Source organism: Enterobacter asburiae, from assembly GCF_008080435.1.
Classification (GTDB): domain Bacteria; phylum Pseudomonadota; class Gammaproteobacteria; order Enterobacterales; family Enterobacteriaceae; genus Enterobacter; species Enterobacter asburiae_C.
Genome location: NZ_VRKN01000027.1, coordinates 1 through 13,921, shown reverse-complemented (window position 1 = coordinate 13,921; position 13,921 = coordinate 1). Strand labels below are relative to the sequence as shown.

The 13,921-nt window shown below is 51.5% G+C and carries 21 protein-coding genes; 15 read left to right on the top strand and 6 right to left on the bottom strand.

All coding sequences use genetic code 11. The annotated features are described in order from the left end of the window. The first annotated feature begins 5 nt into the window (after positions 1-5). From rpmJ to FU672_RS23645, 9 genes are all read left to right on the top strand, one after another. Complete coding sequence (rpmJ, locus tag FU672_RS23685) at positions 6-122, top strand: 50S ribosomal protein L36 (RefSeq protein WP_000868187.1); 117 nt, start codon at positions 6-8, stop codon at positions 120-122. 146 nt (positions 123-268) lie between these two features. After that, entirely contained in the window at positions 269-625 is a 357-nt protein-coding gene (gene rpsM, locus FU672_RS23680) for a 30S ribosomal protein S13 (protein WP_003863308.1), read from the top strand. A 16-nt stretch (positions 626-641) separates the two neighbouring features. Next, the gene (gene rpsK / locus FU672_RS23675; protein WP_003863312.1) at positions 642-1,031 is read left to right on the top strand and encodes a 30S ribosomal protein S11; all 390 of its coding nucleotides are present in this window, start codon (positions 642-644) and stop codon (positions 1,029-1,031) included. A gap of 33 nt (positions 1,032-1,064) precedes the next feature. Then, entirely contained in the window at positions 1,065-1,685 is a 621-nt protein-coding gene (gene rpsD, locus FU672_RS23670; protein ID WP_004868345.1) for a 30S ribosomal protein S4, read from the top strand. A gap of 25 nt (positions 1,686-1,710) precedes the next feature. Beyond that, positions 1,711-2,700, top strand: a complete 990-nt coding sequence (locus FU672_RS23665; RefSeq protein ID WP_002919219.1) for a DNA-directed RNA polymerase subunit alpha — start codon at positions 1,711-1,713, stop codon at positions 2,698-2,700. 40 nt (positions 2,701-2,740) lie between these two features. Next, on the top strand, positions 2,741-3,124 hold the full coding sequence (rplQ, locus tag FU672_RS23660; protein ID WP_001216368.1) for a 50S ribosomal protein L17: 384 nt from the start codon (positions 2,741-2,743) through the stop codon (positions 3,122-3,124). Positions 3,125-3,231: 107 nt separating this feature from the next. Then, complete coding sequence (locus tag FU672_RS23655; RefSeq protein WP_148245081.1) at positions 3,232-3,600, top strand: DnaJ family domain-containing protein; 369 nt, start codon at positions 3,232-3,234, stop codon at positions 3,598-3,600. Positions 3,601-3,602: 2 nt separating this feature from the next. Next, the gene (zntR, locus tag FU672_RS23650; protein ID WP_029740638.1) at positions 3,603-4,028 is read left to right on the top strand and encodes a Zn(2+)-responsive transcriptional regulator; all 426 of its coding nucleotides are present in this window, start codon (positions 3,603-3,605) and stop codon (positions 4,026-4,028) included. Positions 4,029-4,085: 57 nt separating this feature from the next. Then, on the top strand, positions 4,086-4,301 hold the full coding sequence (locus FU672_RS23645; RefSeq protein WP_148245080.1) for an alternative ribosome-rescue factor A: 216 nt from the start codon (positions 4,086-4,088) through the stop codon (positions 4,299-4,301). Here the strand turns inward: FU672_RS23645 and mscL are convergent, their stop codons facing one another. From mscL to def, 5 genes are all read right to left on the bottom strand, one after another. Continuing rightward, positions 4,302-4,712 carry a large-conductance mechanosensitive channel protein MscL gene (mscL, locus tag FU672_RS23640; protein ID WP_148245079.1) on the bottom strand — a complete coding sequence of 137 codons (411 nt, stop codon included), beginning with the start codon at positions 4,710-4,712 and terminating at the stop codon, positions 4,302-4,304. A 146-nt stretch (positions 4,713-4,858) separates the two neighbouring features. Beyond that, positions 4,859-6,235 carry a Trk system potassium transporter TrkA gene (gene trkA, locus FU672_RS23635; RefSeq protein ID WP_148245078.1) on the bottom strand — a complete coding sequence of 459 codons (1,377 nt, stop codon included), beginning with the start codon at positions 6,233-6,235 and terminating at the stop codon, positions 4,859-4,861. Positions 6,236-6,257: 22 nt separating this feature from the next. Beyond that, the gene (gene rsmB / locus FU672_RS23630; protein ID WP_148245077.1) at positions 6,258-7,544 is read right to left on the bottom strand and encodes a 16S rRNA (cytosine(967)-C(5))-methyltransferase RsmB; all 1,287 of its coding nucleotides are present in this window, start codon (positions 7,542-7,544) and stop codon (positions 6,258-6,260) included. A gap of 52 nt (positions 7,545-7,596) precedes the next feature. After that, complete coding sequence (gene fmt / locus FU672_RS23625; protein WP_148245076.1) at positions 7,597-8,544, bottom strand: methionyl-tRNA formyltransferase; 948 nt, start codon at positions 8,542-8,544, stop codon at positions 7,597-7,599. Between the two features lie 25 nt (positions 8,545-8,569). Continuing rightward, positions 8,570-9,079 (bottom strand): peptide deformylase, encoded by a 510-nt coding sequence (def, locus tag FU672_RS23620; RefSeq protein WP_148245075.1) that lies wholly within the window; start codon positions 9,077-9,079, stop codon positions 8,570-8,572. Positions 9,080-9,206: 127 nt separating this feature from the next. Between def and dprA the strand changes: the two genes are divergently transcribed. From dprA to FU672_RS23590, 6 genes are read left to right on the top strand one after another with little or no spacing between them, the layout of a single operon-like run. After that, positions 9,207-10,331: a DNA-protecting protein DprA gene (gene dprA, locus FU672_RS23615; protein WP_148245074.1), complete on the top strand. Its 1,125-nt coding sequence runs from the start codon at positions 9,207-9,209 to the stop codon at positions 10,329-10,331. After that, positions 10,303-10,776 (top strand): DUF494 family protein Smg, encoded by a 474-nt coding sequence (gene smg / locus FU672_RS23610; protein WP_008503477.1) that lies wholly within the window; start codon positions 10,303-10,305, stop codon positions 10,774-10,776. The genes dprA and smg overlap by 29 nt, the downstream gene beginning before the upstream one ends. A gap of 26 nt (positions 10,777-10,802) precedes the next feature. Further along, positions 10,803-11,357 (top strand): DNA topoisomerase family protein, encoded by a 555-nt coding sequence (locus tag FU672_RS23605; protein WP_023309445.1) that lies wholly within the window; start codon positions 10,803-10,805, stop codon positions 11,355-11,357. After that, positions 11,350-11,922 carry an L-threonylcarbamoyladenylate synthase type 1 TsaC gene (gene tsaC / locus FU672_RS23600; RefSeq protein WP_148245073.1) on the top strand — a complete coding sequence of 191 codons (573 nt, stop codon included), beginning with the start codon at positions 11,350-11,352 and terminating at the stop codon, positions 11,920-11,922. Before FU672_RS23605 ends, tsaC begins: the two co-directional genes overlap by 8 nt. A gap of 4 nt (positions 11,923-11,926) precedes the next feature. After that, positions 11,927-12,745, top strand: a complete 819-nt coding sequence (gene aroE, locus FU672_RS23595; protein WP_148245072.1) for a shikimate dehydrogenase — start codon at positions 11,927-11,929, stop codon at positions 12,743-12,745. Then, positions 12,742-12,990: a DUF1488 family protein gene (locus FU672_RS23590; RefSeq protein WP_048976997.1), complete on the top strand. Its 249-nt coding sequence runs from the start codon at positions 12,742-12,744 to the stop codon at positions 12,988-12,990. Before aroE ends, FU672_RS23590 begins: the two co-directional genes overlap by 4 nt. Here FU672_RS23590 and FU672_RS23585 read toward each other — a convergent pair. Beyond that, positions 12,966-13,520, bottom strand: coding sequence for a gamma carbonic anhydrase family protein (locus FU672_RS23585; protein ID WP_029740647.1), 555 nt, complete (start codon positions 13,518-13,520; stop codon positions 12,966-12,968). The genes FU672_RS23590 and FU672_RS23585 overlap by 25 nt on opposite strands. Positions 13,521-13,921 lie beyond the last annotated feature (401 nt).

Sequence of the window (13,921 nt, the reverse complement as noted above, 5' to 3'; positions counted from 1 at the left end):
TAAAAATGAAAGTTCGTGCTTCCGTCAAGAAATTATGCCGTAACTGCAAAATCGTTAAGCGTGATGGTGTCATCCGTGTGATTTGCAGTGCCGAGCCGAAGCATAAACAGCGCCAAGGCTGATTATTTCGCATATTTTTCTTGCAAAGTTGGGTTGAGCTGGCTAGATTAGCCAGCCAATCTTTTGTATGTCTGTACGTTTCCATTTGAGTATCCTGAAAACGGGCTTTTCAGCATGGTGCGTACATATTAAATAGTAGGAGTGCATAGTGGCCCGTATAGCAGGCATTAACATTCCTGATCAGAAACATGCTGTGATCGCATTAACTTCGATCTACGGCGTCGGCAAGACCCGTTCTAAAGCCATTCTGGCTGCAGCGGGTATCGCTGAAGATGTTAAGATCAGTGAGCTGTCTGAAGAACAAATCGACACGCTGCGTGACGAAGTTGCCAAATTTGTCGTTGAAGGTGATCTGCGCCGTGAAATCAGCATGAGCATCAAGCGCCTGATGGATCTTGGTTGCTATCGCGGTTTGCGTCATCGTCGTGGTCTGCCAGTGCGCGGTCAGCGTACTAAGACCAACGCACGTACCCGTAAGGGTCCGCGCAAACCGATCAAGAAATAATCGGGGTGATTGAATAATGGCAAAGGCACCAGTTCGTGCACGTAAACGTGTAAGAAAACAAGTCTCTGACGGCGTGGCTCATATCCATGCTTCTTTCAACAACACCATCGTTACTATTACTGATCGTCAGGGTAACGCATTGGGTTGGGCAACAGCCGGTGGTTCCGGTTTCCGTGGTTCTCGCAAATCCACTCCGTTCGCAGCTCAGGTTGCAGCAGAGCGTTGCGCAGAAGCCGTAAAAGAATACGGCATCAAGAATCTGGAAGTTATGGTTAAAGGTCCGGGTCCGGGTCGTGAATCTACTGTTCGCGCTCTGAACGCCGCTGGTTTCCGCATCACGAATATTACTGATGTGACTCCGATCCCTCATAACGGTTGTCGTCCGCCGAAAAAACGTCGCGTATAACGCTCCGTTTTTTAGGTTAGTTGGAGATAGAAAATGGCAAGATATTTGGGTCCTAAGCTCAAGCTGAGCCGTCGTGAGGGCACCGACTTATTCCTTAAGTCTGGCGTTCGCGCGATCGATACCAAGTGTAAAATTGAACAAGCTCCTGGCCAGCACGGTGCGCGTAAACCGCGTCTGTCTGACTATGGTGTGCAGTTGCGTGAAAAGCAAAAAGTTCGCCGTATGTACGGTGTGCTGGAGCGTCAGTTCCGTAACTACTATAAAGAAGCAGCACGTCTGAAAGGCAACACAGGTGAAAACCTGCTGGCTCTGCTGGAAGGTCGTCTGGACAACGTTGTATACCGTATGGGCTTCGGCGCTACTCGTGCTGAATCACGTCAGCTGGTTAGCCACAAAGCAATCATGGTAAACGGTCGTGTTGTTAACATCGCTTCTTATCAGGTTAAAGCGAATGACGTTGTTAGCATTCGTGAGAAAGCGAAAAAGCAATCTCGCGTGAAGGCCGCTCTGGAGCTGGCTGAGCAGCGTGAAAAGCCAACCTGGCTGGAAGTTGATGCTGGCAAGATGGAAGGTACGTTCAAGCGTCAGCCTGAGCGTTCTGATCTGTCTGCGGACATTAACGAACACCTGATCGTCGAGCTTTACTCCAAGTAAAGCTTAGTACCAAAGAGAGGACACAATGCAGGGTTCTGTGACAGAGTTTCTAAAACCGCGCCTGGTAGATATCGAGCAAGTGAGTTCGACGCACGCCAAGGTGACCCTTGAGCCTTTAGAGCGTGGCTTTGGCCATACTCTGGGTAACGCACTGCGCCGTATTCTGCTCTCATCGATGCCGGGTTGCGCGGTGACCGAGGTTGAGATTGATGGTGTACTTCATGAGTACAGCACCAAAGAAGGCGTTCAGGAAGATATCCTTGAAATCCTGCTCAACCTGAAAGGGCTGGCGGTGAGAGTTCAGGGTAAAGATGAAGTTATTCTTACTCTGAATAAATCTGGCATTGGCCCTGTGACTGCAGCCGACATCACCCACGACGGTGATGTTGAAATCGTCAAGCCGCAGCACGTGATCTGCCACCTGACCGATGAGAACGCAGCTATTAGCATGCGTATCAAAGTTCAGCGCGGTCGTGGTTATGTGCCGGCTTCTGCCCGAATTCATTCGGAAGAAGATGAGCGCCCAATCGGCCGTCTGCTGGTCGACGCATGCTATAGCCCTGTAGAGCGTATTGCCTACAATGTTGAAGCAGCGCGTGTAGAACAGCGTACCGACCTGGACAAGCTGGTCATCGAAATGGAAACCAACGGCACAATCGATCCTGAAGAGGCGATTCGTCGTGCGGCGACCATCCTGGCAGAACAACTGGAAGCTTTCGTTGACTTACGTGATGTACGTCAGCCGGAAGTGAAAGAAGAGAAACCAGAATTCGATCCGATCCTGCTGCGCCCTGTTGACGATCTCGAATTGACTGTCCGCTCTGCTAACTGCCTCAAGGCAGAAGCTATCCACTATATCGGTGATCTGGTACAGCGTACCGAGGTTGAGTTGCTGAAAACGCCGAACCTGGGTAAAAAATCTCTTACTGAGATTAAAGACGTGCTGGCTTCACGTGGTCTGTCTCTGGGCATGCGCCTGGAAAACTGGCCACCGGCAAGCATTGCTGACGAGTAACCGGATCACAGGTTAAGGTTTTACTGAGAAGGATAAGGTCATGCGCCATCGTAAGAGTGGTCGTCAACTGAACCGCAACAGCAGCCATCGCCAGGCTATGTTCCGCAACATGGCAGGTTCACTGGTTCGTCATGAGATCATCAAGACGACCCTGCCTAAAGCGAAAGAGCTGCGTCGCGTAGTTGAGCCGCTGATTACTCTTGCCAAGACTGACAGCGTTGCTAATCGTCGTCTGGCATTCGCCCGTACTCGTGATAACGAGATCGTGGCAAAACTGTTTAACGAACTGGGCCCGCGTTTCGCGAGCCGTGCCGGTGGTTACACTCGCATTCTGAAGTGTGGTTTCCGTGCAGGCGACAACGCGCCGATGGCTTACATCGAGCTGGTTGATCGTTCAGAGAAAGCAGAAGCTGCTGCAGAGTAATCTGTAGTAACGTAAAAAAACCCGCTCCGGCGGGTTTTTTTATATCCGCGATACCCCCACTTCTCTACAATGTCTGTATCAATTCTGTTCATCCCCTGGAGCTGGTAATGTGGTTGCTCGACCAGTGGGCAGAACGCCATATTCGCGATGCCCAAAAAAAAGGTGAATTCGACGATCTCCCGGGCAGCGGCGAACCCCTTGTGCTTGACGATGATTCGTACATCGCGCCTGAACTACGGGCTGGATACCGTTTACTGAAAAATGCAGGCTGTCTCCCTCCGGAGCTCGAACAGCGCAGAGAGGCCGTTGAACTGGCCGATCTTCTCAAAGGGATCCGCCATGACGATCCACGGCATTCTGAACTTAGCCGCCGTCTCGCCCTGCTTGAACTCAAGCTGCGCCAGGCTGGGATGAATACTGATTTCCTGCGCGGTGAATACGGTGAAAGATTGATGCAGAAAATAAACGAGGAGTAGCTATGTACCGCATCGGTGAACTTGCGAAGCTTGCGAACGTCACGCCGGATACCATCCGATATTACGAAAAGCAGCAGATGATCGATCATGAAGTTCGTACTGAAGGAGGCTTTCGCCTTTATACCGATAACGATCTGCAGCGTCTGCGGTTTATTCGTTATGCGCGTCAGCTCGGCTTCACACTGGATTCGATTCGCGAATTATTATCGATCCGCATCGATCCGGAACATCACACCTGCCAGGAATCTAAAAGCATTGTGCAGGCCAGGCTGGATGAAGTTGAAGCGCGCATTCAGGAGTTGCAAACCATGCAGCGCTCTCTGCAAAGGCTGAATGATGCCTGCTGCGGTACGGCCCACAGCAGTATTTACTGTTCAATACTCGAAGCCCTTGAACAGGGAGCGAGTGGAGAAACTCAGGGCTGTTGATTTTTAATTCATCCGGGTCTAGACTCCCGTCGTCATAAACCCTGCTCTGGAGACATTATGAGCCGCTATCAGCACACGAAAGGACAAATTAAGGACAATGCCATTGAGGCGTTACTTCACGACCCGTTATTCAGGCAGCGCGTTGAGAAGAATAAAAAAGGGAAAGGAAGTTATCTGCGTAAAGACAAACATGAAAAACGGGGTAACTGGGAGGCCAGTGGCAAGCAAGCGAGTCGCTTATTTACCACTGGCCTTCCTGCTTTTATCTGTTGATTATACGCGGTTATTCTGCTCTTTTAACAGATCGCGGATCTCACTCAGCAGTACTTCTTCTTTCGTTGGTGCAGGTGCTGCAGCCGGCTCTTCTTTTTTACGGTTGAGCCTGTTGATCAGCTTGATAGCCATAAAAATGGCAAACGCGACAATCACAAAATCAAATATGTTCTGAATAAATACGCCGTAGTGCATTACTACTGCCGGAACATCACCCTGCGCTTCACGTAGCGTGAAAGCGAATTGTTTGAAATCAATGCCCCCGATTAACAACCCTAAAGGTGGCATGATAATGTCGGCCACTAATGATGAAACAATCTTGCCGAATGCTGCACCAATAATGACACCCACTGCCAAATCCACCACGTTCCCGCGCATCGCAAATTCGCGAAATTCTTTAATAAAACTCATTGTTCTCTCCTTGTGCCAGCTGACGAGTATAAGTTTAACAAATGATTAGCCAATTGCCATTCGGGATAATTAAACGTTATGAAAAATAAAAGGCACAGAAATGAAAAGGATAAAGTACGGGTGCTCTTTCTCGAGCACCCAACTCTTTAAAGGAAGAATGGACTTGGCTGGAATAAACGTTCGACGTCGGTAATAAATTTTTTATCGGTAAGGAACATAATAACGTGATCGCCTTGCTCAATACGTAAATTGTCATTGGCAATCATGACATCATTCCCGCGCACAACGGCGCCGATAATCGTGCCTGGTGGCAGCTTAATTTCGTCGATCGACCGACCCACGACGCGTGACGTGGTTTCATCTCCATGAGCCACGGCTTCAATGGCTTCCGCTACGCCGCGGCGGAGCGATGACACACCGACAATATCCGCTTTACGAACATGGCTCAGGAGCGCGGAAATTGTCGCCTGCTGCGGCGAAATGGCAATATCAATAACGCTGCCCTGGACCAGATCGACATACGCCTTGCGCTGGATAAGCACCATGACCTTCTTTGCTCCCATACGCTTGGCGAGCATGGCGGACATTATATTCGCCTCGTCGTCGTTGGTGACGGCAATAAAGAGATCAACTTGATCAATATGCTCTTCAGCCAGCAGCTCCTGATCTGACGCATCGCCATAAAATACGATCGTATTTTGCAGTTTTTCCGCCAGTTCAGCAGCACGCTGTTGATCGCGCTCGATCAATTTTACGCTGTAATCTTTTTCTAACCGATGTGCCAGACCTGCGCCGATATTGCCGCCGCCGACCAGCATAATGCGTTTATAGGGTTTTTCGAGACGCTGAAGTTCACTCATCACCGCACGAATATGCTGTGAGGCCGCAATAAAGAAGACTTCATCACCTGCTTCGACAATCGTTGAACCTTGCGGGCGGATTGGCCTGTCGTGACGGAAAATGGCTGCGACGCGCGTATCGATATGCGGCATGTGCTCGCGCATGGTGGAAAGCGCATTGCCGATCAATGGTCCACCGTAATAGGCCTTGACCACAGCCAGGCTCACTTTACCCTCGGCAAAGTTCACCACCTGCAGGGCGCCCGGATATTCGATCAGGCGATAGATATTGTCGATAACCAGCTGTTCTGGCGCGATGAGATGGTCAATAGGGACCGCTTCGGAATTAAACAGTTTCTCAGAATCGCGAACATAGTCCGGAGAGCGAATGCGTGCGATTCGGTTTGGCGTGTTGAAAAGCGAGTAGGCCACCTGACAGGCCACCATATTGGTTTCGTCAGAACTGGTTACCGCAACCAGCATGTCGGCATCGTCGGCGCCCGCCTCACGAAGAACGCGTGGGTGTGAACCATGACCCTGCACAACGCGCAGGTCAAACTTGTCCTGTAAGACACGCAGACGATCGCCGTTGGTATCAACAATTGTGATGTCGTTGTTTTCGCCAACCAGGTTTTCCGCCAGCGTTCCGCCAACCTGTCCTGCACCCAGAATGATAATCTTCATATCTCGTGACCTGTTCTCAACATCACTCTTTGATTAGCTTAGCGTAAAAGAAGCCATCACCCTCTTCAGCACCCGGAAGGTTCTGCAGACCCGGGGATTCAGGCGTTCCCGTATCGCGCAGTGTGGCGTCCGGGGTACGTTTAAGGAAGGCCGCGATTTGCTGGCTGTTTTCTTCCGGCAGTACGGAGCAGGTTGCATAGACCAGCGTTCCGCCAGGTTTAAGATGCGGCCAAATGGCGTCGAGAATGTCGGATTGCAGTTGGGCAAGTTCCTTAATATCACGATCGCGGCGTAGCCACTTGATGTCCGGATGACGACGAACAACTCCGGTTGCAGAGCAGGGGGCGTCCAGCAAAATGCGATCGAACTGGGTTTCACCACACCATTCTGCGGGTTTGCGTCCATCGCCTTGCTTAACCTGAGCCTTCATGCCCAGACGCTTGAGGTTGTCGTAGACGCGTGAGAGGCGCTGTTCATCGACGTCCACTGCCATCACGCTGGCCTGCGGAGCTACTTCAAGAATATGCGTCGTTTTGCCCCCAGGTGCGGCGCACAGGTCGAGGATCTGCTCACCATTTTGGGGTTCAAGCCAGGTCATGCAGCCCTGAGCCGAGGCATCCTGTACGGTTACCCAGCCTTCATCAAAACCAGGTAATGCATGTACCGGTGCTGGTGAGGCTAAGCGGACAGCATCCGGATAGGATTCATGCGTGAATCCACTCATTCCGGCTTCTTCAAGTAATGCCAGCCATTCGTCACGAGTGTGGTGATTACGATTCACGCGTAACCACATTGGTGGACGCTGGTTGTTGGCATCGGCAATCTCCTGCCACTGCTGTGGATAAGCTTTTTTCAGGCGCCTCAACAGCCAGTCCGGATGCAGGAAGCGTGCTTCGCTTTGGGCAAATTCAGCCAGAAGCTCTTCCTGTTGTCTCTGGAATTGACGCAGGACGCCGTTGATCAGCCCTTTCAGCTGAGGGCGTTTAATCGCAACGGCACCTTCCACCGTCTCAGCCAGCGCGGCATGAGGTGGGATGCGGGTATGAAGAAGCTGATAAAAACCCACCATAATCAAATAGTGTACGGTGCGCTGCTTGCCTGTCATTGGGCGTGACATCAGCTTGCTAATCAACCACTCAAGCTGAGAAAGCGTGCGCAGAACGCCAAAGCAGAGCTCCTGAAGCAGGGCTTTGTCTTTATCAGAGACTTTTTGTTGCAGGGGTGGCAGGACATTACTTAATGACTGGCCCTGCTCGATAACCTGCTCAACGGCCTGAGCCGCCATACTGCGTAGATTTTGTTTTTTCATAACCGTAAAAATAAAAATGCCCGGAAACACCGGGCCTTAAGAATAAATTTGCTCAGGCAAGACGATTGCCCGGAATAAACCATTCGCGACGGGAATTTAACAGATCCTGAGCGCTCATGGCCTTCTTACCGGCCGGTTGTAGCGATTCAAGATTCAGGATCCCTTGCGCAGTCGCCACCTGGATCCCATTCTTGTTGGCGTCAACAATCGTACCGGGTTCAGCCGTGGTAGTACCGCTAATGACGGAGGCTTTCCAGACTTTCACTGGCTGCTCATCAATCTCCATCCAGCTCATTGGCCACGGATTAAAAGCGCGAATGCAGCGTTCAAGTTGAGCGGCTGACAGGGACCAGTCGATCCTCGCTTCTTCTTTGCTCAGTTTTTCGGCATAAGTTACCAGCGCGTCATCCTGAACTTCCGGTTTCGCCGTATTGTCAGCAAGCTGCTTGAGCGTCTCGATAAGCCCTTGTGGACCCAGGTCTGCCAGTTTGTCATACAGCGTGGCGCTGGTATCGTCTGACGTTATGGGGCAGGCCAGTTTATACAGCATATCGCCGGTGTCTAAACCTACGTCCATCTTCATGATGGTAACGCCCGTTTCGGCATCACCTGCCCACAGCGAACGCTGGATAGGTGCAGCACCACGCCAGCGCGGGAGCAGAGACCCATGCACGTTGATGCACCCCAGGCGAGGCATATCGAGCACAGCTTTTGGCAGAATTAAACCGTAAGCCACCACCACCATTACGTCGGCATTCAGGTCAGCAACCAACTGCTGGTTTTCCTGAGGGCGTAAGGATGCAGGCTGGAAAACAGGTAACCCATGCTCTTCTGCCAGCACCTTTACCGGGCTCGGCATCAGTTTTTTACCGCGACCTGCCGGACGGTCCGGCTGGGTAAAGACGCCAACAATCTGGTGACCAGAAGATAACAGCGCGTCAAGATGACGCGCTGCAAAATCAGGGGTTCCCGCGAAGATAATTCGTAGTGTTTTAGACACGATGATCCTTGTATCCGGGGGGACGTTATGCGCGAGAACGCAAACGATCCAGTTTCTCTACTTTCTGACGAATACGCTGCTGTTTCAGCGGCGAGAGATAATCGATAAACAGTTTACCGACCAGATGATCCATCTCATGCTGAATACAAATCGCCAGCAGGTCGTCTGCTTCCAGTTCGAACGGATTACCGTCACGATCCAGGGCGCGAATTTTCACCTTTTCGGCTCGCGGCACTAAAGCACGCTGTTCAGGAATGGACAGACAGCCTTCCTCAATACCGGTTTCGCCACTCTTTGCGAGCAACTCAGGGTTGATCAGCACCAGACGGCCATCGCGATTTTCAGAAACATCAATCACGATAATTCGCTTGTGAATGTCCACCTGCGTCGCCGCCAGGCCAATGCCTTCTTCGGCGTACATGGTATCGAACATATCATCAACGATACGCTGGATTTCTGCATTCACTTCTTTGACCGGTTCAGCGACGATGCGAAGGCGCTCGTCCGGAATATGTAACACTTGCAAAACTGCCATAAATTTCCAGAGTCGTGTTCAGGAGTTGATAAGAATACTCTCTCTATTCTAGACAAATCCCCCTTCGATTGACAGCATCAGTGACCAATCGCAATGATTGCGGAGGCCGCTTATGGCAGGGGAAAGGATGACGTCTACCGAGATATGGCTACGGCTAATACACACAGGGTCTCTGTGTGGTGATGTAATGCTGGAAGCGGCTGCGCGACTGCAGAAGCAGGAAAACATTGACGCGCTCGTCGCCAGAAACGCCGGGCTGACAGCAAAGCAGGTTGAAAGGTTCTTTGCGCCAGACGAGAGCGAGCTGGAACGTAGCCTGATGTGGCTTGAGCAGCCGGGAAATCACTTATTGACGGCCAATCATCCGCTTTATCCCCCTTTACTCCGAACGATTCCTGATTATCCAGGGGCATTATTCCTGAAAGGTAACCCTGAGACGCTTAATACAATTCAGCTGGCGGTGGTAGGCAGTCGTGCGCCGTCATGGTACGGCGAGCGATGGGGGAAAATCCTGTGCGAACAACTGTCACAAAGCGGTTTCACGATCACCAGCGGGCTGGCCTGCGGTATTGACGGCGTTGCCCACGGCGCGGCGCTGTCAGTTAAAGGACGAAGTGTAGCGGTGCTGGGGAATGGTCTTTTTAGCATTTATCCACGCCGACATCAGGCACTGGCGATGCGGCTTATTGAATCTGACGGCGCGATAGTGTCTGAGTTTCCGCTTTCCGCGCAGCCCCGGCCGGCAAACTTTCCGCGTCGTAATCGCATTATCAGCGGGCTTAGCAAAGGCGTGCTGGTAGTTGAAGCGGCGCGGAGAAGCGGTTCGCTGGTCACCGCACGATGCGCGCTCGAACAAGGGCGAGAAGTCTTCGCCTTGCCTGGTCCGATAGGCAACCCCGGATGCGAGGGGCCCCACTGGCTGATTAAGCAAGGGGCAACGCCGGTAACGGAAGTAGGGGATATTCTTGAAAATTTGCAATATGGGTTGCAATGGCTGCAGGAAGATCCCGAAAAGCGACAATATTCATCAGATCAGGGAAAGGTGGCATTGCCATTTCCCAAGCTCCTGGCTAACGTAGGAGATGAGGTAACACCTGTTGACGTTGTCGCTGAACGTGCCGGCCAACCTGTGCCAGTAACGGTAGCACAGCTACTCGAACTGGAGTTAGCAGGGTGGATCGCAGCTGTACCCGGCGGCTATGTCCGATTAAGGAGGGCATGCCATGTTCGACGTACTGATGTATTTGTTTGAGACTTACATCCATAACGAAGCAGAAATGCGAGTGGATCAGGACAAATTGACACAGGATCTTACCGATGCGGGTTTTGAGCGGGAAGATATCTATAATGCGTTGATGTGGCTGGAAAAACTGGCTGATTATCAGGAAGGCCTCGCCGAACCGATGCAGCTTGCTTCTGACCCATTGTCAGTACGCATTTATACCGCAGAAGAGTGTGAAAGGCTGGACGCCAGCTGCCGGGGGTTCATCTTATTCCTTGAGCAGATTCAGGTGCTGAACCTCGAAACGAGAGAAATGGTGATAGAGCGCGTCATGGCGCTGGATACAGCAGAATTTGAACTGGAAGATCTCAAGTGGGTGATCCTGATGGTTCTGTTTAATATCCCGGGCTGTGAAAATGCCTATCAGCAAATGGAAGAATTACTCTTTGAAGTGAATGAAGGTATGCTGCACTAATTCAATGTGCAGCACCAAGAGTTGTTATGGCCAAATCAGCACTATTCACGGTGCATAAAAACGAGCCCTGCCCGCAATGCGGGGCTGAACTTGTTATTCGGTCCGGGAAACACGGCCCGTTTCTCGGTTGTTCACACTATCCGGAATGTGATTATGTCCGTCCCCTGAAAAGCCAGGCGGATGGACATATCGTTAAAATTCTGGAGGGGCAGTATTGTCCACTCTGCGGCGGTGAATTAGCCCTGCGGCAGGGGCGTTTCGGCATGTTTATTGGATGTAGCCGCTATCCGGAATGTGAGCATACGGAACAAATTGATAAGCCTGATGAAACGGCAATTGCGTGCCCTCAGTGTCAGCGCGGTCAGTTGGTACAGCGCCGTTCCCGTTATGGTAAGACCTTCCATTCGTGCGATCGCTATCCTGAATGCCAGTTCGTTATCAATTTTAAACCGGTAGCGGGAACCTGCCCTCATTGCAATTATCCGCTACTCATAGAGAAGAAAACCGCGCAAGGCATGAAACGCTTCTGCGCCAGTAAACAATGTGGAAAGCCGGTTACGGCGGATCAAAATAGTGAATAATAACCTGCCATCAGGCTCCATTGCGTATGCCGTGGACGTACTGAAAAATGAAGAAGTCATCGCCTATCCAACTGAAGCTGTTTTTGGGGTCGGTTGCGATCCTGACAGCGAGACGGCTGTGAGCCGCCTGCTTGCCTTAAAACAAAGACCCGTCGAGAAAGGGCTGATTTTGATCGCTGCGAATTACGAGCAGCTTAAACCCTATATCGATGACTCCATGCTAACGTCGGCGCAACGCGAGACTATCTTCTCCGCGTGGCCTGGACCGGTGACCTTCGTCTTCCCGGCGCAGCCGACAACACCGCGCTGGTTAACCGGACGCTTTGATTCCCTCGCCGTTCGCGTAACTGACCATCCGCTGGTGGTTGAGCTTTGTCTGGCATTTGGTAAGCCGCTGGTCTCAACCAGCGCCAACCTGACCGGATTGCCGCCTTGTCGGACAACCGAAGAAGTGCTGGCACAGTTCGGGAATGACTTCCCTGTTGCTGTCGGTGAAACGGGAGGGCGCCTGAATCCGTCTGAAATTCGCGACGCTTTGACCGGCGAACGTTTTCGCCAGGGGTAATTTCATGGAAACCTATGCTGTTTTTGGTAATCCGATTGCACACAGCAAGTCACCGCTAATCCATCAGCAATTTGCGCAGCAGCTGCAGATAAATCATCCCTATGGTCGCGTACTGGCACCGGTGGATGCATTTATTCCAACGCTGGAGGCTTTTTTCGCCGCCGGCGGTAAAGGCGCTAATGTGACGGTCCCTTTTAAAGAGGAAGCCTTCGAACGTGCGGATGAGCTGACCGAGCGCGCTTCACTGGCTGGTGCAGTCAATACCCTAAAACGGCTTGAGGATGGACGCCTTTTGGGTGACAACACCGACGGAATTGGTTTACTTAGCGATTTGGAACGACTGTCGTTTATTAAGCCCGGGTTCCGGGTCCTGCTGATTGGTGCGGGTGGCGCATCGCGGGGAGTACTGTTGCCTCTGCTTTCACTGGACTGTGCGGTGACCATAACCAACAGAACCTTTTCCCGTGCAGAAGCGCTGGCGGCGTTGTTTGCGCATACCGGCAGCGTGAGCGCGGTAGAGCTTGACGATCTTGCCGATCGTGAGTTCGATCTTGTCATCAATGCCACGTCCAGCGGCATCAATGGCGAGATCCCGGCAATTCCCGCTTCGCTGGTTAGCGCGCATATGTACTTCTATGACATGTTTTATCAGAAAGGGAAGACGCCTTTCCTTAACTGGTGTGAACAACATGGCGCGAAACAGTTAGCCGATGGACTGGGAATGCTGGTGGGTCAGGCTGCGCATGCGGTGCTGCTCTGGCATGGCGTGTTGCCTGCGGTCGAACCTGTCATTGAAAAGTTAAAGCAGGAGCTTTCGGCGTGAACCAGGCTATTCATTTCCCGGACAGAGAGAACTGGGATGAGAGTAAACAAGCGGTCTGTTTTCCGGTGCTGGTACAGGGTATGCAACTTACCTGTGCCATTCATGGGGAAACTCTGTTGCGTCGTTTTGGCGGTTCAGATCCGATAGCGGTATTTTGCGAAAATCGCTGGGATCTGGAAGAGGAAGCCAGCGATTTAATCCGCGAACAGCAGGAAGACGATCAGGGCTGGGTTTGGTTGTCCTGATCCAGATAGTCATTCTTCCAGTTAACGTAGTTGTTCGCTGAGTATTTTAACCCTTCGATCTCTGCCTCCTTCAGGGGGCGGATCTGTTTTACCGGGCTTCCAAGATAGAGATAGCCACTCTCCAGCCGTTTGTTCTGCGGGACCAGGCTACCGGCACCAATCATTACGTCATCTTCTACTATGACGCCGTCCAGCAAAATCGACCCCATGCCAACAAGTACGCGATTTCCGATAGTGCAGCCGTGAAGCATCACTTTATGGCCGACGGTAACCTCTTCTCCAATGATGAGGGGATTGCCCTCCGGGTTATAGGAGGATTTGTGTGTGACATGCAGAACGCTACCGTCCTGAATATTGGTACGTGCACCAATCGACACATAGTTAACATCTCCCCTGATGGCGACGAGCGGCCAGATGCTGACATCATCGGCCATTCGGACATCACCAATCACCACGCTGCTGGCATCGATCATCACGCGATCGCCTTTTTGGGGGAAGAGATCTTTATAAGGACGTAATACTGCGGGCATATCTACCTCTAACAATGAGCGCTATACAGAAGACTTTGATCATATTAATGGATCGAGGCAAGGCAAAATACGTCAATATTTAAGCAGATCGGGCGGGATTTCAGCGAAAAGCGCGGAAAATCAGCAGTCGGAAAAAAAGATCTAAAAAATACTTGTGCTAAAAAATGGGATCCCTATAATGCGCCTCCATCGACACGGCGGATGTGAATCACTTCACACAACAAGCGGTTCGGTTGAAGAGAAAAAATCCTGAAATAACGGGTTGACTCTGAAAGAGGAAAGCGTAATATACGCCACCTCGCAACGGTGAGCGAAAGCCGCGTTGCACTGCTCTTTAACAATTTATCAGACAATCTGTGTGGGCACTCAAAGTGACATGGATTCTTAATGTCTTCGGACAA

Bases quoted from the DNA above. Each gene is read 5' to 3' on its own strand.
- rpmJ (WP_000868187.1), top strand. From the start codon at position 6: ATGAAAGTTCGTGCTTCCGTCAAGAAATTATGCCGTAACTGCAAAATC.
- rpsK (WP_003863312.1), top strand. From the start codon at position 642: ATGGCAAAGGCACCAGTTCGTGCACGTAAACGTGTAAGAAAACAAGTC.
- rpsD (WP_004868345.1), top strand. From the start codon at position 1,065: ATGGCAAGATATTTGGGTCCTAAGCTCAAGCTGAGCCGTCGTGAGGGC.
- FU672_RS23665 (WP_002919219.1), top strand. From the start codon at position 1,711: ATGCAGGGTTCTGTGACAGAGTTTCTAAAACCGCGCCTGGTAGATATC.
- rplQ (WP_001216368.1), top strand. From the start codon at position 2,741: ATGCGCCATCGTAAGAGTGGTCGTCAACTGAACCGCAACAGCAGCCAT.
- FU672_RS23655 (WP_148245081.1), top strand. From the start codon at position 3,232: ATGTGGTTGCTCGACCAGTGGGCAGAACGCCATATTCGCGATGCCCAA.
- zntR (WP_029740638.1), top strand. From the start codon at position 3,603: ATGTACCGCATCGGTGAACTTGCGAAGCTTGCGAACGTCACGCCGGAT.
- FU672_RS23645 (WP_148245080.1), top strand. From the start codon at position 4,086: ATGAGCCGCTATCAGCACACGAAAGGACAAATTAAGGACAATGCCATT.
- mscL (WP_148245079.1), bottom strand. From the start codon at position 4,712: ATGAGTTTTATTAAAGAATTTCGCGAATTTGCGATGCGCGGGAACGTG.
- trkA (WP_148245078.1), bottom strand. From the start codon at position 6,235: ATGAAGATTATCATTCTGGGTGCAGGACAGGTTGGCGGAACGCTGGCG.
- rsmB (WP_148245077.1), bottom strand. From the start codon at position 7,544: ATGAAAAAACAAAATCTACGCAGTATGGCGGCTCAGGCCGTTGAGCAG.
- def (WP_148245075.1), bottom strand. From the start codon at position 9,079: ATGGCAGTTTTGCAAGTGTTACATATTCCGGACGAGCGCCTTCGCATC.
- dprA (WP_148245074.1), top strand. From the start codon at position 9,207: ATGACGTCTACCGAGATATGGCTACGGCTAATACACACAGGGTCTCTG.
- smg (WP_008503477.1), top strand. From the start codon at position 10,303: ATGTTCGACGTACTGATGTATTTGTTTGAGACTTACATCCATAACGAA.
- FU672_RS23605 (WP_023309445.1), top strand. From the start codon at position 10,803: ATGGCCAAATCAGCACTATTCACGGTGCATAAAAACGAGCCCTGCCCG.
- aroE (WP_148245072.1), top strand. From the start codon at position 11,927: ATGGAAACCTATGCTGTTTTTGGTAATCCGATTGCACACAGCAAGTCA.
- FU672_RS23585 (WP_029740647.1), bottom strand. From the start codon at position 13,520: ATGCCCGCAGTATTACGTCCTTATAAAGATCTCTTCCCCCAAAAAGGC.